Source organism: Paenibacillus catalpae (genome assembly GCF_900112695.1).
Classification (GTDB): domain Bacteria; phylum Bacillota; class Bacilli; order Paenibacillales; family Paenibacillaceae; genus Pristimantibacillus; species Pristimantibacillus catalpae.
The window spans coordinates 329877-348117 of the sequence record NZ_FOMT01000004.1 but is presented as its reverse complement, the minus strand read 5'-3'; the positions used below and the strand labels follow the sequence as shown (position 1 = coordinate 348117).

General features: G+C 50.6%; 15 protein-coding genes. 6 read left to right on the top strand and 9 right to left on the bottom strand.

The window, feature by feature from the left end; genetic code table 11:
- Positions 1 to 2 precede the first annotated feature (2 nt).
- On the top strand, positions 3 to 602 hold the full coding sequence (locus tag BM200_RS19295) for a hypothetical protein (RefSeq protein ID WP_091188282.1): 600 nt from the start codon (positions 3 to 5) through the stop codon (positions 600 to 602).
- 43 nt (positions 603 to 645) lie between these two features.
- On the opposite strand, the gene BM200_RS19290 is transcribed toward BM200_RS19295, so the two are convergent.
- The 3 genes from BM200_RS19290 to BM200_RS19280 form a co-directional block, all read right to left on the bottom strand.
- On the bottom strand, positions 646 to 4503 hold the full coding sequence (locus BM200_RS19290) for a galactose-binding domain-containing protein (RefSeq protein ID WP_091188281.1): 3858 nt from the start codon (positions 4501 to 4503) through the stop codon (positions 646 to 648).
- A 526-nt stretch (positions 4504 to 5029) separates the two neighbouring features.
- Positions 5030 to 5806: a glutamate racemase gene (gene murI / locus BM200_RS19285; protein ID WP_091188280.1), complete on the bottom strand. Its 777-nt coding sequence runs from the start codon at positions 5804 to 5806 to the stop codon at positions 5030 to 5032.
- Positions 5807 to 5898: 92 nt separating this feature from the next.
- Positions 5899 to 7263 carry a TrkH family potassium uptake protein gene (locus tag BM200_RS19280; RefSeq protein ID WP_091188279.1) on the bottom strand — a complete coding sequence of 455 codons (1365 nt, stop codon included), beginning with the start codon at positions 7261 to 7263 and terminating at the stop codon, positions 5899 to 5901.
- Between the two features lie 203 nt (positions 7264 to 7466).
- Here BM200_RS19280 and BM200_RS19275 point away from each other — a divergent pair, with 203 nt between their 5' ends.
- From BM200_RS19275 to BM200_RS19265, 3 genes are all read left to right on the top strand, one after another.
- Positions 7467 to 8600 carry a tyrosine-protein phosphatase gene (locus BM200_RS19275; protein WP_245773092.1) on the top strand — a complete coding sequence of 378 codons (1134 nt, stop codon included), beginning with the start codon at positions 7467 to 7469 and terminating at the stop codon, positions 8598 to 8600.
- Between the two features lie 103 nt (positions 8601 to 8703).
- The gene (locus tag BM200_RS19270; protein ID WP_091188661.1) at positions 8704 to 10170 is read left to right on the top strand and encodes a protein adenylyltransferase SelO; all 1467 of its coding nucleotides are present in this window, start codon (positions 8704 to 8706) and stop codon (positions 10168 to 10170) included.
- Between the two features lie 19 nt (positions 10171 to 10189).
- Positions 10190 to 10429 carry a helix-turn-helix domain-containing protein gene (locus tag BM200_RS19265; protein WP_091188278.1) on the top strand — a complete coding sequence of 80 codons (240 nt, stop codon included), beginning with the start codon at positions 10190 to 10192 and terminating at the stop codon, positions 10427 to 10429.
- 40 nt (positions 10430 to 10469) lie between these two features.
- On the opposite strand, the gene BM200_RS30745 is transcribed toward BM200_RS19265, so the two are convergent.
- The 3 genes from BM200_RS30745 to BM200_RS19250 all read right to left on the bottom strand — a co-directional run bounded on the left by BM200_RS30745 (position 10470) and on the right by BM200_RS19250 (position 12679).
- Complete coding sequence (locus tag BM200_RS30745; protein WP_175532928.1) at positions 10470 to 11390, bottom strand: SRPBCC family protein; 921 nt, start codon at positions 11388 to 11390, stop codon at positions 10470 to 10472.
- Positions 11391 to 11487: 97 nt separating this feature from the next.
- Positions 11488 to 12018, bottom strand: a complete 531-nt coding sequence (locus BM200_RS19255; RefSeq protein ID WP_091188277.1) for a chromate transporter — start codon at positions 12016 to 12018, stop codon at positions 11488 to 11490.
- A 22-nt stretch (positions 12019 to 12040) separates the two neighbouring features.
- Complete coding sequence (locus BM200_RS19250) at positions 12041 to 12679, bottom strand: chromate transporter (protein ID WP_091188276.1); 639 nt, start codon at positions 12677 to 12679, stop codon at positions 12041 to 12043.
- Between the two features lie 253 nt (positions 12680 to 12932).
- Between BM200_RS19250 and BM200_RS19245 the strand changes: the two genes are divergently transcribed.
- Both BM200_RS19245 and BM200_RS19240 read left to right on the top strand, forming a co-directional pair.
- Entirely contained in the window at positions 12933 to 14132 is a 1200-nt protein-coding gene (locus BM200_RS19245; protein WP_091188275.1) for an ROK family transcriptional regulator, read from the top strand.
- A gap of 78 nt (positions 14133 to 14210) precedes the next feature.
- Positions 14211 to 15542 carry a YncE family protein gene (locus tag BM200_RS19240; protein WP_091188274.1) on the top strand — a complete coding sequence of 444 codons (1332 nt, stop codon included), beginning with the start codon at positions 14211 to 14213 and terminating at the stop codon, positions 15540 to 15542.
- A 58-nt stretch (positions 15543 to 15600) separates the two neighbouring features.
- On the opposite strand, the gene BM200_RS19235 is transcribed toward BM200_RS19240, so the two are convergent.
- From BM200_RS19235 to BM200_RS19225, 3 genes are read right to left on the bottom strand one after another with little or no spacing between them, the layout of a single operon-like run.
- Positions 15601 to 16590, bottom strand: coding sequence for an ABC transporter ATP-binding protein (locus BM200_RS19235; RefSeq protein WP_091188273.1), 990 nt, complete (start codon positions 16588 to 16590; stop codon positions 15601 to 15603).
- A gap of 20 nt (positions 16591 to 16610) precedes the next feature.
- Entirely contained in the window at positions 16611 to 17429 is an 819-nt protein-coding gene (locus BM200_RS19230; protein WP_091188272.1) for an ABC transporter permease, read from the bottom strand.
- A 10-nt stretch (positions 17430 to 17439) separates the two neighbouring features.
- Positions 17440 to 18237 carry an ABC transporter permease gene (locus BM200_RS19225; protein WP_175532927.1) on the bottom strand — a complete coding sequence of 266 codons (798 nt, stop codon included), beginning with the start codon at positions 18235 to 18237 and terminating at the stop codon, positions 17440 to 17442.
- Between the last annotated feature and the right edge of the window lie 4 nt (positions 18238 to 18241).

Below are 18241 nucleotides of genomic sequence, written 5' to 3'. Positions count from 1 at the left end.
AGATGACACCGGATACTATGACACAAGAACAAGTGGAAAATGTACCTAATCGTAATATTTATGAACAGTTTACTAAGAGTGATTATGGCTGGATCATTGGCATAAAAACCTATCTGTCCTTAATGGTTGTACTCTGTACAATATTTTTATTCCCTGAAGTTAGTTTACGGGTAACAGGCTTTGATGTCGAGAAGGTGACGGATACTTCTTCTTTACATTACTATTTCTTTAATGTCTTTGTAGCAGGGGTTTTGGGCAGCAGTATATATGGATTGCGAAGAATATATACGAAATTGACTAAACCGGTAGACACTACCAACAAAGAACTAAGTGATTCCTTTCGAATTAAACTTTGGCTGTCCACTTTTGTTTATAAGCCCTTGATGGGAGGGGCATTGTCCATCATGACATTAGCCTTGTTGAATGCGGGATTTATGTCTTTGTCTCAAGGCGAGGGTATTACGAGTACAGCGGTAAGCATACAGGCTTTATATTTCCAGATAGGATTTGGTTTTCTGGTCGGGTTTGGCTCTAATGAGGTCATCAAGAAAGTTGACCAGATTATTGCCTTTACTTTTCAACCTAACAAAGAGCAAAAATAACAAAAGAGCTTACCCGGGTTCCCGGGCAAGCTCTTTTTGTATTCTACCAGTTATTTCCCGATACTCGCGTGACGGTGAAGTTCGGACTAGCGGCTTCGCCGTAGATGGCGGAGACGCCCGGATTGTTAACCTTCACATTGGTGAAGCTTGCTCCGCCGTAAGCCGGACCTTGGCCTTGCTCGGCACGGACGACAAGCTTGATGCCGTAGCGTGTCGGGTTGTTGATGTTGACGTTCTCGACGCGGATATTTTGCATCGCCAGATTGTTAGGCGCCATGGACTGGAACATGAGGCCGAAATAGACCGGATTGTTGATGTCTACATTTTTGATCAGAATGTTCTTGATTGCCCTGTCTCCGCCGTAAATCCAGATCGCGCCAAAATTCTGATAGTCGTTAATCTTGTCATCGGCGCCAACGCTGGTCCAGAAGTCTCCGCCCGTGCGGTCCAGCGTTGCCCCGTCAATGACGGTATCCTTATCGCCAAAGCCAAGCGTGTTGTAGCCGAAGCTGTAGCTGCTGATCGTGATGCCCGGATACGTTAACGTATCTGCTCCGTACAGGTTCTGGAACAGGTTATCCGAACCGCCGTACACGGCAAAGGCAGCCGCGCGTCTTACGTTTGTAGCTGTCAGGTTCGTGTACTTGTTGCCTACGTTGTAGGATCCGCCTGCATCGACAGCGCTGAACAGGGCGAAGGAGTCGTCCCCGGTACCGCGTGCATAGTTGTTATCGATGACGTTGTAGGAAGAACCGTTCGTCATGTTAATCCCGTCTGCAAACGTGTTTTTGATCCGGTTGTTCTTGAACGTATTGTTGGAGGAGTTCACACCCCAATAGAGGCAGATAAAATGCTCGACCCAAACGTTCTGAACCGTTACGTTCTGCATGCCGTTGCCGTCAATGAATTTGCCCGGTCCGTCCACGCGGTAAATGTAGTTGCCCCATGCCGACAGGTCGCGGATGGTCGAGCCGTTTGCCGCCGAGCCAATGTTGAAGCCAACATCCGTATTGGACTGATCCTGAGGCGCGACCAGCTTGGTGTGCCAAGGACCAGCGCCTACAATTTCCGTTGCGCGGCCGTAGAGGAAGATCTTGCTGTTAATCGTCCATTGGCCGGCAGGGATGTAGATGCCTTTCTTCGTATTGTCTTGTCTGAATTCGTTCAAAGCCTGTTCAATGGACTTTGATAAAGAAACCTGAACATATTTGGTTGGATCAGGATTCGCCTGAGGAGGTGCTACATTCTCGGTCTCCAGCATATCGACATAGATCCAAGGCACATCTCCTGCATCCTTCTGAATCTTGATCTTTGTTCCGGCCGGATACACCTGATCCAGCATCAGCTGCGCATCCTCATAAAGCCAGTAAGCCGTTAAACCAGCGCCAGGCGCATTATCATAGCCGAGGCGGCCAAGGGTGCTAGGTGTGGCATACAGGTAAGAGAACTTGGAAGAGACGTTGAATTTTCCTTTGCTTACCCCGTCCGCATAGATGCTGATCGTTCCGGTTGTGTTCTCGGCAACGGCGTTGCGGAGTACAAAAGCATTTGCCGGAGAAGTAAGGGTGAACTCGACATATTCTCCCGTAGCATCAAGCTGAACAGCCGAACGGCCGGAGGCTTCGCCGGCATAATCGCCAGGCTTGAAGTTTGGAGCTAATTTGGTGCCGTTTGTAGAGTTGGAGGAGGATTCTGCCTCAATAATCGTAAACGGCATGTTTGCTCCCCGGCCCGAATACAGGCTTACGGTATTGGAATTATTCGTTTGTTTGGTGCTCACTTCGCTGGTGTCCGCGGCAACCGAAGTCGTTACCGAATAGCTGCCGTTTACAGCCGTCCAGCTGCCTATCGTAACATTAACGGACTGGCCTGCTGCAAGAGCACCGTTATACGATCCATTCCATGTCTGTATCGTTGCTCCAGCCGCGTTTTTCAGCGTCACGGTAATGGGATGAGCGCCGCCGGCCGAAGCGATATTGCCCTGGTTTTTCAAATTGGTTGTAAAAGTAACGGAGTTGCCCGCGCTTGGATTGCTTGGATTCCAAGTCGTCGAGACGATCAAGTCGGAGCTTTGCACCGCTGCGACCGTAATGCCTGCCGAATTGCCGTAGCTGTTGTTATTATTGTTCTGTTCAATAACCGTATTGCTCTCATCCACTTTTGCGCTGACCGGATAATTGCCGGCATTTCTTGCTCCGGCATTCACCGACACGGTAGCAGAAGCATTTGCGGCTAGTGCTGCAACAGGAGCGGATCCAACAAGTTCGCTGCCCAGGTAGAAGTTGACCGAGGAGGCCGGCGAGCTGGCGTTGCCGATATTTTTCACCGTTGCACTAAGAGTAATGGCATCTGTCTCTACAGGAGCGGATGGCGTCCAGGTCATGCCTGTAATCGTCAGATCCGGGTTCGGAGCCGGTGTTCCGTAAATCTCGAATTCGGCTACCTGACCGGCCGGTGCTCCGGAGTTGGCCGTAATGTTTAGTTGAACCTTACTGGCCGTAGCGGTGACCGGAATAGTAACCGAGTTGCCGGAAGCCGGGTTAAACGTATAGGACTGCGCGGATACCAGATTGCTGAAGGCTGTAGTGTTCTGGTTAGCGCCCAGCACTTGAATCGTTTGTGTACGGGTGCTCCATTCGGTTGCCGGGTTCAGCTTCACTACGATCGAGGTAATATTATGGTTGGCGCCAAGATCAACGGTCAATTGACTCGGGCTGCCGCCGCCTTCCCAATAGGTTCCCGTGCTGCCGTCATTGCCGTTAGCGGCTACATACGTAAAGGTCGAAGAAGATGCGGATATCGTCTTGCCTAATGCTACGTTCGAGCTGGCAGGAGGTGTAGGCGTTGGTGTAGGCGTTGGTGTAGGTGTTGGTGTTGGAGTAGGCGTTGGTGTAGGTGTAGGTGTAGGTGTAGGCGTAGGTGTAGGTGTTGGTGTAGGCGTTGGCGTTGGAGTAGGCGTTGGTATCGCCGCGGCTGTCACCAAAATTTGGTCCAGGTTAATGTTGCCTGAATCAGTCGCATCATATTTGTAAGCAATTGTATTATTGCCGGCATTAAGGGTCAGCGTCTCTGATTTGGTTGCCCATGTATCCCAATTTGTCAGGTTGTTCAGCGTTGTCTGACGGATCTTGGTACCGTTGACGTATACGCTTAGCGTGCGTGAAGCGCCTTGGGCGTTTGCGTATTTGAGGGAGACATCATAGCTGCCAGCCGAAGCAACATTGACCGTAAACGTTGTTGCAGCACCTTGTGTCCAGTAGCCGTCAACAAAGCCGGAACCGGAGTAGCCCGTGTGGTCGGTGTTTACTTTGGCGCCGCCCGACAGCGCTGCGCTTTCAGCTTGGTAAGTTCCCGATGGAGGTGGAGTAACGGTTGCACCATAGATTTCGAACTCGGAGATTTGTCCCGCCTGCCAGCCTGTATTGGCTGTTATGTTCAGTCGAACGTAACGGGTGCTCGCAGCTGCGAAATTAATCGTTACCGAGTTGTTGTTCACGGTAGGATTAAAGACATAGCTTGCCGAGCCAACAAGGTTGGTAAAAGAAGAGCCGTTGGTGCTTCCTTGTACGGCAAGGGTTTGGGTGCGTGTGCCCCAGCCGGCAGGCAGCTTCAGAACGACCTGATCAATGCTGGTGCTGGCGCCAAGATCGACTTGAATCCATTGCGGGAAGGCGTTGTTCACGCTCTCCCAATATGTAGCCTGATTACCGTCAGCTACATGACCTGCGACGTAGACATCGGAATAGCCGCTGGCTGTTACGGTTTTGCCTATAGCAAGGTTGGAACCGCCTGCCGCGGATGAGGTAGAAGGGTAGAGCGTCAGCTGGGATAACAAAATGGCGAGTGCTAAAGAGAACATTAGAAACGGATTGCGGTGCAGCCTTTTACTTAATGCGAACATAAAAAACCTCCTAAAAAGAATGATCACACAAAACAGTCAGGATTATGACGTTTGTGATGATTCTTGCTTCGAAGCTAGTCAGATATGTTGCGGGCTTATAATTAATGCGCTTACATTTTGGCACAAAGCTACATTCGATCACCTCCTAAAAAGAATTGTCACACAAAAAGCGTGATTCTTGCTTTTCGTGATAATTCTTGCATCGTAAGCATTTGCTAAAGAATTGTCACACAAAAAGCGTGATTCTTGCTTTTCGTGATAATTCTTGCATCGTAAGCATTTGCTTAAGAATTGTCACACAAAAAGCGTGATTCTTGCTTTTCGTGATAATTCTTGCATAGTAAGCATTTACTTAAGAATTGTCACACAAAAAGCGTGATTCTCGTGGTCCGAACTTATGAGCATAGCATAATGCAGTTGCCGGTCTTGCTGAAGAGGTATTCCTACGATGAACATGTGCGATTCTATGAATCGCATGCTCCAAACAAAAAACCGGCACCGCTGTATCAGCGGCACCGGTCTTCTATTACATATCCTGTTCTTTCAAATAAGCTAATGCAGATTGCATTTTCTCGATATATGCGGGTTCTCCGCCCGTGCACATGAAACGCACATGGCCGCTGCGGCGTCCGGTTTCGATCCCGTAACGGTTCAGCATGGCGGATAAGCGCCGTATCGTTCCCGTGTTGCCGTTCACGATCTGGATATGCGATGGCAGAATGTCCTGGAGGATGGACGTGTAGAACGGGAAATGCGTGCAGCCCAGCACCAGTATGCCGTATTCGTTCAGATCGTATGGAGCCAGCTTCATGAGAAAATAATCCTTCAGCACGTCCGGATCAAATTGAAGCGATTCGCAATATTGCACCAGCTCGGGCATTGGAAGGGAATCGACGATTCCTTCTTCATCCACGCGGGAGACCAGTGCGTAATATTTCGGCATCCGGAGCGTCAGAGGGGTTGCCCAGACGAGTACCTTTTTCCCCGTAGCGCGGTTCATCTCAACAGCAGGCTTAACGGCCGGCTCCATCCCGATAATGGGAAAAGAATACCGTTCCCTCAGCTCGTTGATCGCGATGCTGGTCGCCGTATTGCAGGCGACAACAAGCGCGTCAATCCCCTGCGCCACCATCTCCTCAACGGTCTGAAGCACGAAGAAGCGTACTTCCTCCTCGGACTTCGTGCCGTAAGGTACATGAAGCGTGTCAGCCATATAAAGATAATTCTCGGCAGGAAGACGCTTCAGCGCTTCTGCCAGTACTGTTAGTCCTCCGAGTCCGGAGTCGAAAATACCGATCGTCATAGATTATAAAGTTCCTATCCCATATGATTACACCCAGCATAACGCGATCAAGGGATTAGGGCAAGACTACGATCGTATTATTTTGACGCCAGCTACCCCGTCATGACTCTTTCAACCGGATAGCGGTATTTCGAGAAGGTCTGCTGACCGCCGATAATATAGAGGAAGGACGTCAGTCCGATTCTTCCAATAAACATGAGCAGCATGAGAATGCATTTGGCGAAGATGCTTAAGTCCGGCGTAATGCCTGTCGACAGACCAACTGTACCGAATGCCGAGCACACCTCCAGTATAATCGCAGCAAGCTGATGCTGCTTGTCGGAGAAGCTGATGGCGATGACGGAGAAGGAGCACATCACAATGGCAAGCATGGAGATGGCCAGAGATTTCATAATATCGTCCTGATGAAGCTCGCGCTTGAAGACCTTGAAATCCCGGCGTCCTCTGGCAAAGTGGTATATAAACAGCATGTTCAGCGCGAAGGTGGTTGTCCGGATCCCGCCCCCTACCGAGTTGGGCGATCCCCCGATAAACATATAGACGCACATGAGCAGGAGAGTTGGCAGCGTCAGATGGGTAATATCCATCGTCGTAAGTCCTGCGCTTCGGGTCGTAGCCGCCTGGAAAAAGGCATAGAAGAAGCTTTCATGCCAGGATAAGCCCTTGAAATAATGCTGTGATTCGAAAAGCAGAATCAGTAACGTGCCAACCGCGAGCAGAGCGAAGTAAGTAAAGGTCGTCAGCTTCGTGAATAGCGAGAATCGGAAGGGGTAGTTCAGATCAAGCTTGCCTCTGGATAGGAACGCCTTCAATTCGATTAATACGGGAAACCCGATTGCGCCGAAAATAATAAGCAGAATCGTGACCAGCTGCACGAAATAATCATCTTTGAACGGGATAAGCGATTGTCCGGTAATGTCCATCCCGGCGTTGGTCGTTGCGCTGACGGAGGCAAACAAGCCTTGCAGAAAGGCCTCCTGCCAGGTGGGGAAGTAACGCAGGAAACGCAGGCCGAAGATCACCGCTCCTATCAGCTCGGTGAGAAGGGTAATCTGCAATATTTCTTTGACGAGCTGGACCAGACCGGATAGGGCAAATTGGTTATTATCGACCATAATCAGACGGCGCTCGCGCAGGCCGATTTTGCGCCCGATCAGGAGCCAGAAGAAAGTACTCATCGCCATAATGCCGATGCCTCCGAATTGAAGGACAATCATAATGACGAAGTAGCCAAATACGCTGTAGGTTTCCGCCACATTGAATACGCTAAGCCCGGTATCGCTCACGACGCTGACGGCTGTAAAGACCGTATCGAAGAATGAGACTTCCACTCCAGGCTTATGGACCGCGGGAATGCTGAACAGAAGAATAGATGATAACACGGCCAGGATATAGTAGCCGGAGATAACTTGAGCGGGTGAACGCTTGCCCATCCAGTTCCTTGATTTGTTCCACATAAGTACAGATCCTCTCCGTTATTCAACAGGCATATCCATAATATGGTTGGAACTGCTTGCAATTATGCGGGCTTATGCTTTTACAAACTCTTAACCAAATTTTAAAATTCCCATTATAAAGCCCCCCTATAATAAGGTCATATACAACCGGTATACAACTAAAACACAACCAAAACACAGCCAAAAATTGTAGGGGGCACATTATGATTAAAGGTTCTAAAGTTTACGCAGCAACCGTATTGGCAGCATCTCTCGCGCTTGGCGCGGTAGCTGCACCGGCAGCAAGCTTCGCAGCACCAGTTGCCGTATCGCAGAAGAAAGAACAAGGCATGTTCACGCAAGCAAGCGTTGAACGTACGGCTGACGGCAAGCTGAAAATTCACTGGAACTCGAATGCGGATCTTGGCGCTGCGAAAATCCTGTGGAGCACTTCGCCTGACAATATCGCGAAAAACGGCAAACAGCTGAAACGTATTAACGCCAGCTATAACGGTTATGTAACAGCTGATCCGAAGCCGGGCTCCCACTTGTACTTCTACATTAAGACAAGCAGCGGCGCGACTGTTACGGTTGCAGAGCGCAAAGTAAATCTGCAAGGCGCCTTTAACATCCGCGATCTTGGCGGTTACAAAACAACGGACGGCAAAACGGTAAAATGGGGCAAGCTGTTCCGCGGTGAAGAGCTCGGGCATCTGACGGATGCGGATATCAAGATTCTTCAGGAAATGGGTATCAAAACAAACGTTGACTACCGTACCGATGCTGAAGTGAAAGCTATGCCGGATCCGGTTATCCCGGGCATCACTAATATCCGTACCGATGCAGGCAATGCCGGTTCTACGGCAGATCTGAACTCCATGATCGCTTCCGGCATGATGAAGGACGAAGCTAGCGCGGTTGCCATGATGGCCGGCTTCAACAAGCAAATGGTGGATAGTCCGAAATTCTATGTCCAGCTGATGGAATTGCTTAATGATCCGAACCATATCGGACTTCTCCAGCACTGTACAGCGGGTAAAGACCGCACAGGCCTTGGTTCCGCAATCATTCTCCTGGCTCTTGGCGTAGATGAGAAAACGGTAATGGACGACTACCTCCTGAGCAACGTATACCGTGAAGAAGCTAACAAAAAAGCGATTGAGGCTGTCAAAGCTCAAGTGAACGACGAGAACGTTGTTGCTGCGATTACGGCAATGATGGGCGTCCAGAAGGAATTCCTGCAAGCGGCAATTGACGAGATGAAGAGCAAATACGGCTCGATCGACGCTTTCCTTGAAAAAGGTCTTGGCATTACGAAAGCAGAGCGCGCGAAACTGAAAGCCATGTACACCGAATAATGGATAAGATCCGCTGGCCAATATTGGCTGGCGGGCTTTTTTTGTTTGGGTGAAGGAACGGGAGAAAAGGGTATAATAAGATAAAAAAGGAATGGAGAACGAGATGACTGAACATAAATCGATAGCGGGGTGGAACCTCGAGAACAGCTACGCTGGTTTGCCGGACTTATTTTTCGCGAAACAAAATCCTGTTCCTGTACGTGCCCCCGGGTTAATCAAGATGAATGAACCGCTTGCCGCCGAGCTTGGGCTTGATGCTGATGCGCTGCGCAGCAATGATGGCATCCAGGTATTTGCGGGCAATCAAATTCCGGAGGGGGCAGAACCCCTTGCGCAGGCTTATGCCGGGCATCAATTCGCGTATTTCAACAAGCTGGGAGATGGCCGGGCCGTTCTGCTTGGCGAGCAAATCACTCCGCAGGGAGAGCGATTCGATATTCAGCTGAAGGGCTCCGGAAGGACGCCCTATTCCCGCGGGGGAGACGGCCGGGCGGCGCTTGGCCCTATGCTTCGGGAATATATCATCAGCGAGGCGATGCATGCGCTTGGTATCCCGACTACCCGCAGTCTCGCGGTGGTATCGACAGGGGAAGAAATTGTTCGCGAAAGCCTGCTGCCGGGCGCGATTCTGACCCGGGTTGCCGCTAGCCATATCCGTGTCGGCACCTTCCAATTTGCTGCGCAGTGGGGGACGCTGGAGGAGCTTCAAGCTCTTGCGGATTACACCATTAAGAGGCATTACCCTGAGATGGAGGATGGAGAGAACCGCTATGTCAGCTTCCTGAAGGAAGTAATCAAGCGTCAGGCAGCGCTCATCGCCAAGTGGCAGCTGGTCGGTTTTATCCATGGCGTAATGAATACGGATAATATGACAATAAGCGGAGAAACCATCGATTACGGACCATGCGCCTTTATGGATGCGTATGACCCGGCTACGGTCTTCAGCTCCATCGACCGGGAAGGCCGTTATGCTTACGGCAATCAGCCGTATATCGGCTCATGGAATCTGGCCCGCTTGGCGGAGGCCTTATTGCCGCTTATGGATGAGGATGAAGAAGGGGCCATCGAGCTGGCTCAAGACGCATTGTCTGATTTCGGTGAGCTGTATCATGAGCATTGGCTTCAAGGCATGCGGGCGAAGCTTGGACTCTTTAGCGAGGAGCCGCAGGACGAGGCGCTGATCGAAGCGTTTCTGCTGCTGATGCAAAGGAACAAGGCGGATTATACGAATACCTTCCGGGCTTTATCGATGGATAAGCCTGAAGCTACCGTGCTAGGCGGGACACCGGAATTTGCGGAGTGGCAGGAGCAATGGCACGCGAGACTCGGCAGGCAAGAGGAGTCCAAAGAGGATTCGCTGAAGCTGATGCGGAGAAGCAATCCGTCTGTTATCCCTCGCAACCACCGGGTAGAGGAAGCATTGGAAGCGGCAGAGCAAGGGAATCTATGCGTGATGGATAATCTGCTTGCGGCGCTCACGAATCCGTTTGCTTATTCCGATGAGCAAGAGGATTATGCTTTGCTGCCGGAAGAGTCGCCTCGTCCTTACCGTACATTCTGCGGGACCTGATCCAAGGGAGATTAACGACATGAAATTTGAATTGGGGCGTTGCCTGCTGCAGGAAAGACTGGAGGAGCGGGGAATGAGCCGGGAAGCCTTGGCCGGGGCATTGCTCTATAAGCCGGAGCGGCTTGCCGATTATATCGAGAATAAGCGGTTAATGCCGTTAAAGACGGCGATCTCCATTGCGGATACGGTGGGCTGTTCGGTGAATGAGCTTTATGAGCTAATTCCGGCCATCAAAGGGATCGAAAGGGATGTGAAATAAGCACAAAAAAGGACGGGTCAGCCCGTCCTTTTCTTATGGGTCAGTAAGGCAGAGGTTTGCCTTCCAGATAGGCTTTCAAATTCGCGAGCGACATCGTATAGCCCCGCTTGACGGGCTCGGCCTGCTCCGCATTCTCATAACCGGATTCCGACATGGTTACGGTTGTTCTGCCCTTATGCTCATGTAGCCGGAAGGTAGTGGTGACAGGGACGTCGTTCACTCCCGTATAATCCCATCTTAAGGCAAAGCGTTCTGGCGGTTCATAAGCCGTAATCAGAGCCTGCAGCGTAGTCACTTCTGTCCCGGCGTGATACTTGCTTGGCGAATGATGGAAGAGGGCGGTTGCACCTTCCCTTAATGCAGTAATCTCCCACGGGGAGCCCGGAGAATACCATTGCGATAAAGCTTCGGCCTCGGTAATTGCACGCCACACCGCTGCAATCGGCTGTTCCAGATCGGTTGAGACTTCAACGACATACGATTTGAGCTGCTGCAGGGCATCGGCATATTTTGGATACCAGTGCTTCCAATCCTCCCGGCGGTTAGCCAGAGGACGCCCGTTATCCAGCAAGGACGCAATGACCTCGAGGCAGACATGCCAGCCGGCGAGATCTTTCGGCGTATGCTCGGACGGTTTATAGATGCTTTCGATTAACAGAAGCCGGCAGCCCCCGGCTACCTCATGGAATTCGAACCGAACGGCCATATCATCTCCCCAAGTAAAGGCAAGCACAGATTGCAGCTCGTATGCGGTGATCATCATGGTCTCATAGGTGCCGTCGCCCATATTAAAGCTGAGCTGCCCGCCTTCCCGCAGATCCTCCGCGCGCAGCTCGGAGAACCATTTCGGAAGCTTTTCATTATCGGTAAAATAAGACCATACTTCTTCCCTGGAATGATGGAGTATGCGTTCGAAAGTTACGGTATAACCTGTGCTTTCTTGCGAAATGGTGGCCAGCATAATAACAAAATCCCCGCCTTCCTGTTGGTATGTAACCGGGTCATGCTAGGGTTAGCACTCTCAGATTAACAGATCGCCAGGCAGGATTCAAAAGGGACTAGAGAAAGACGATACCGGCTACTCCTGCTGCAGCAATAACCGTCAAGGGATGCCATTTATATTTGACCAGCAGCCACAAGCAGCCTGCACAGATCAATAAAGTAAACAAGGTCATCGTGTTATAATGACCCGGCTTATCAAAGCCGCCGAAGTGAATGGCGGCATAGGCGATGAGCCCCGTGATGACGGGCCGAAGGCCATAGAAGACAGACTTGATCGTCTTGTTATGCTGGAGCGGGAAGAAAAAGGCGGACAGCACAATAACGACGATCAGGGAAGGGAGGACAATCCCGGCACATGCTGCTACAGCGCCGAGTATTCCCGCTGTATCGTAGCCGATTAACGTGACGGCATTGGTGGCGATTGGTCCCGGCGCCATGCCGGCGAGCGAGACGGCTTTCTGAAATCCCGCGATTGTCATCCAGTCATGTAAGACAACTTTATTTTGTATCATCGGAATAACGGTATAACCGCCGCCAAATGAGATAAATCCAATTTTGAAGAAAGTAAGGAACAAGTCCCAGATCATGCTTAACTCTCCCTCATACAGATCAAATATAATACTCCGGATACATGAGCTCCTGACCCGGATGGCTGGAGGAAGGCTTCTCCGTATCGGCTTTCTTGCCTGCCCTCGCCTTGGCCCGGATCAGGAAGATGCCGATTACGATACCGGCAGCCACGACAATGAGCGGCGTAACAGGAAGCACAAGCAGAGACAGAAGCGCCAAAATCGACAGGGCGGCGGTTGCTTTATCGAAAATAGCGGCTTTGGCCATCCGGTAGGCGGCCATTACGATTAACGCAACAACGGCGCCATGTACGCCTTTCAAGGCAGCCTGGAGCTTGGGATTGTCTTGAAACTTCAGATAGAACAGACTAAGTACAATGACAATGATAAAGGTTGGCAGGGTAACGCCGATAACCGCCATAGCCGCTCCGGGAATGCCGGCTTTCCGGTACCCGATGAAGGCTGCCGCGTTTACTCCAACGCCGCCGGGTGCTGAACCCGCTAAGGATACGACGTCCGCGAGATCCTTCTCGCCAATCCATTTGCGCTTCTTAACAACCTCGCGTTCAATGACGGGCATCATGGCATAACCGCCGCCAAAGGTGGAAGGCCCAATCCGGACAAACATCCAGAATAGCTGGGCTGATATATAGAGACGCTCTCTCCAATTTGTCTTCATTGCTTACACTCCTTTTAAAGATAACAAAGCTATTATAGCAACTTTATTTCAATTTGAATTAAAGTATGGGATTTTTCTTTATAAGAATTGTTTATACCAATAAAATCGGGTGGAATTCCAGTTGAACTTTGTTAGGTTTATTTCAATGTTAAATAAAGTGGGATGGGATTGTTCGTCATAGCCCCTATTTATCATCTGGGGTATAATTGCAGATATAAAAAACGAACGTCAATCTATTGGAAAGGATGAAACGATGAGTTATTCTCCGCGTTCCGTCCCCTCTCATAAACAGCTGATTTACGATTGCATCGCTAATCTGGGACCCGTCGCGAAAGCGGAATTGCTGGAAGCCCATGATATAACCAGCAGCACGATGACTCGTTTATTGGATGAAATGGCCAAGGAGGGCCTTATACTCGTTACCGGCTTAGGTCCGTCGAAAGGCGGAAGAAAGCCGCTGCTCTATCAGGTTAATCCTGATCACCGGTATATATTTGGACTCGAAATATCCAGATTCACGTCCACGTTGGGTTTATTCGATATGAACATGAACCAGAAATCGGTCGTCCGCTGGCGGATGGACGTGACGATGACGCCTGAACGCCTGGTTGATCATGCCGTCGGCATGATGCTTGCTTTTATGAAGGATCATGCGATTGCGCCAGAGCGTGTTCTGGGCCTCGGCATTGGAGCAGTTGGGCCGCTCGATCCCGGCAGCGGCGTTATTATTAATCCGAAATATTTTCCCGCTAAAGACTGGGAGCAAGTACCGATATGCTTGATGTTCGAAGAAGCCATTCAACTGCCAACCATGCTGGAGAATGGGGCTAATACGGCGCTTGTAGGGGAGCATTGGTCCATTCGCCACGAGAATGTGGAGCATGCGCTATACGTCTCCGCCGGCGTCAGCCTGCGCTCAGCCATGATGTCCTATGGACGGATCGTATACGGAAAGGTAGATACGGAGGGCTCCATCGGGCAAATGATCATTGATGTTGACGGCCCGAGGCTGGGTGATTCGGGGAATTACGGTTCTCTTGAAACCTTCGCTTCCGTTCAGGCCTTGGAGAGACAAGTGCGGACCCGATTAAAGCTGGGCGGAAGTTTGCTGCCCAATCATTCCTCTGTTGCTCCGGAGCAAGTTAATCTGGACACAATTACATCCGGTCTCAATGCCGGTGATCCCTTTATCACAGAGATGTTTCATCAATCCGCTTCCTACTTCGGGGTGGGGCTGGCGAATCTGATTAACATGTTCCACCCGGAGCTTATCATTCTTGGAGGAGCCTTAATTAATGCAAACCCGATGTATTATCGGGTGGCGACGGATGTGGCTGTTAAGAAGTCGTACTACAGCGAAGCTTATTTGCCGGAATTTTCGATGGGCCAATTGAAAGAAGACGCGGTTGTAACGGGAGCCGCCTTGATGGTGAGAAGCCGAATGAAGTTGTAGCCTGTGCCCAAGCCATTCCATACGTACCTACTTATAATAAATAAGCTGTTATGTTGGAGGTTTGGGGAGGAGATACGTGTGAAATTGTATAGCCGGGGCAAAAAAGAATCCGCACCGCTGCTGCTGTACTTGCCTCAGAAGCTGTCGGGGTTTCTATGTCCCCCTGGCCGCATCGAGCAGGCGGCGAAAACCAGGAAGAAGCAGCAGAAACCCGCGAAATCCGCTGCAACGAAGTCAAATGTCATGGTCCCGCAGCAACGTTATAAAAAACAGCCGTTACGGAAGCTGAGAGGGCGGGAAGTATCGGGATGGCTGGATAGGCTGGAGGATGAGTATGTGTATGCACCTACACTTGCACCTGAACCAAAACCGAAAGCTAAGGCTGTATTCGAACCTGAACCAAAAGCGGTGTCCAAAAGTATTTCTTCTCCTGTTCCCGTAATCAATCAAGCTCCGGCTGAAGTGAAGGCTCCGCTGCCAGCCGGAGCTTCTGTAATCAAGCCGGCTTCAGCTCCGATGAGAGGGAATCTGATTTATGCCTCTTCGCATGACGAGAATCTGATCCGGGTTATAGACGGTGAGACGGAGACTGTCGTCGATACGATTGCCTTACCTTCTATCGGTTCTGTTAAGGGAATTGCGCTTAATCCGGTGACGAACCGGATTTATGCCGTTAACAGCAGCAGGCATCAGCTTTCCGTTCTGGACGGGAGCACCAAGGAAGTTATAGCCGTTGTGCAGGTTAGTCCATTTCCGTCACTAGCAGCCGTGAATGCGAAGACCAACCGCGTCTATATTACAAGCTCACTGATGAATTCGGTCGATGTTCTGGACGGGGAGGCCAACCACATTATTGCATCGGTAGGAGTAGGCAATCTTCCTGCCGGGATAGCGGTTCATGCCGAGACCAACCGGATTTATGTAGCTAACGGTAAACCGGACTATGATCTTTCTGTTATAGACGGAAGGACCAATACAAGACTGTTCCCGGACATACCGGTTGGCAGCGAGCCGGGTCTTGCTGCCATTCATCCGGAAGCGAATCTCTTATACGTTCCGAATTTCAAGAGCAATAGCGTGACCGTTATTAATGGCGCGGCGAATACAGTAATAGCAACCATTACAGAAGGAATCGGCCATAATCCTTATGCTGCGGGAGTAGATACCTTCGCTAATCTGGTGTACGTATCCAACTCCGGCAGCGACAGCGTCTCGGTTATTGATGCAGCCAGTCATAAGGTTGTAGAGACGATTCCGGTTGGTGATTGTCCAAAGGCCGTTGCCGTGAACACAAGAACAAACCGGATTTATGTGGCTGTACAAGATGGCATAGCTGTCATTGACGGAGAGACGTATGAAGTCGTGAATAAGATTTTGGCTGGTCCGAGTGATCTGGCCATTTCTGAATAACAACAAAAGCCGGGTCGCCCTTCAAGTGAAGGGCAGCCCGGCTTTTGTTTATTCTGGCTTATACGGTTGCTGTTGTTTTATAGACTTCCCTAATCGCATCTTCTACGTTGGGCTCCTTGACGCTAATATCCTGAATGGGGAGTTTCTGTGAAAGCGCCGCGATGAGCTCCGAGGCGGAGATGCTCTCTTTCTCGAACTGGTACCAAATTTTAAGCCCCTCTTGTTTGACGACCGTAGCATGTGGAGTGGTGAGATCCTGACAAGGCTTCTGCAGCTCCACGACAAGCATGCGGTGAGGAGTAAGCTTATGAATGATGGAGCCGATTGGCCCATCCTCTACGATTTTGCCGTTATTAACGACAATAATCCGGCTGCACAGCTGCTCCACATCGTCAAGATCGTGGGTTGTCAGAATAACGGTAACGTTCCGAGTCCGATTAATCTCCTTAATGAAATTACGGATGGCATGCTTGGCGTCCGCATCAAGCCCTATCGTAGGTTCATCGAGGAATAAGACAGAAGGCGAATGCAGCATCGACGCCGCGATATCGCCGCGCATACGCTGGCCAAGCGAAAGCTGGCGAACGGGCGTATTCATGAAATCCTGCAGCTTGAGGACATCGGTCAATATCGCGAGATTTTCCTCATACGCTGCCTGATCAATCTGGTAGATCCGGCGAAGCAGCTCGAAGGATTCCCCAAGCCGCAAATCCCAGTACAGCTGCGTACGTTGTCCGAATACAACGCCAAGCTTGCGGACAACGGCTTTCCGGTCAGCTTGCGGAGAGATGCCGCATACTTTGATGGAGCCTGCAGTGGGATGAAGAATGCCGGTCAGCATCTTGATGGTGGTGCTTTTACCGGCGCCGTTTGGTCCGATATAGCCGACAATTTCGCCTGGAGCGATGGAGAAGCTGATGCCGTTTACGCCGTTAAATTTCGTTTTCTTGGGAAACAGCAGACTTTTGATCGATCCGCGCAGACCGCTTTCTTTCTTTACGATAATGTATTCTTTCATGAGATCCTTAACCTCGATAACAGCATCCATTCTTGTCAGATCCCCCAATGTTAAGAGCCTGCGCTCTCGTAATTTTTCATGCCGAATTTGAAGATGCCGCCCGCAAGCAGGAAGCAGATAATTCCAACAACCGGGGTCCATAGTGCAAAGCTTAGCGGAAGGTCAAATCCGCCGCTGTCCGCATGAAGAAACTCCGCAGCAGGGTAGAAGCTGATGAACCCGATCGGGATGATAAAGGTGAACAGGGCTTGCAGGAAATAAGGGTACATGCTGAGCGGATACATCGTTGCTCTCTCCAGCATTGTCAGGGCGAAGCCAACCATAGAGCCGTTGCGCTTCGTCCAGAAAGCAATCGTGCCAAGGCTGGTGAACAATGCCGCACGAATCAGGATACCGCCGATCAGCACGAGAATCAGCTTGCCGACATTGGCGAGCGACCAGTCGAAGCCGGCGATCTCCGCCCCGTAGAGAAAGATGATGACTCCCGGAATACAATCGATTAGACCGATGAAGTTCACGTAGCTTGCAACGAGCTGGAAGAAGACGTTCATCGGGCGAAGCAGAAGACGGTCAAAACCTCCGTTAATGACCATATGGTCCATGCTCCATGTATTGATGAAGAAGACGACAAAGATGCCATGGCTGATTAGTCCAAGTCCGTAGAGAAAGGTCAATTGGGGGAAGTCCCAGCCGTTAAGCGCCTGGAAGCGGTCGACGATAATCTTGAGCATCCAGATGCCGGAGAAATATTGAATCGGGATCATAAGCAGCCAGCTGAACAGAAACAGCGGATATTCGAGCTGACGCTGCACGGCCAGGCGCGCCCAGCAGGAAGCGACAGATACATAATGCTTGATCGTGGAAACCATAAGGGCGTCATCAGCCTCCCTGGATTAGAGTTTTTTTCTTCGTGCGTGCCCATCCTGCTGCCAGGATGAGATACAGTATTCCAATCCACGCTGCCTGGACGGCCATGGAAGTAAAGGCTTCGGATGTACTTGTATTGCCGATATAAATGCCAAGCGGAGTCTGATAGGTGTACTGGAAAGGCAGGAACTTCGAGACGGTCTGGACGGATTCCGGGAAAAACCACAGCGGAACGATACTGCCGGACAATATGCGGACGATGCTGTCTTTGACATTGCCCATGTTGCCAAGCTCCATCACCCAAAAGGCAATTAGTCCAACAAGCGCGCTGAGCAGCCATAGAATCGCGTAGCTTAACAGGCAGCTTGGGAGGAAAAGCAGGAAGTTCCGGAAGGAAGCGGGCCATGGAACTCCGAAAAAGAGGGAAGCAAATACAACAAGCGGGAGAGCTCTGTTTAATAAGGCGCTGAACATCTCTCCGATATCTTCGGCCAAGTAGCAGGCAAGAAGGGGGATCGGGCGATAGAAGTCGGTGACGATCTGTCCTTCCCGTATTTTGTAATAGATCGTGTTTTGCACATCGCAGACGAAGATGGTGGAGATCGTGATCGAGAGAATGGTGTAGGTGGTTATATCCTGCAGACTAAGTGCCTCTGCGGCTCCGGCACCGCCTTTGTAAGCCGTCTGCCATAAGAATACGGAGGCCAGCATCAGAATAAGATTTGTTGCTACGGAAGTGAACACTTCAAACCGGTAAGTCAGATTGGTAAGCAGCTTCATCTTTGTTATGTACCAATAAGCCTGAAGCATAGTA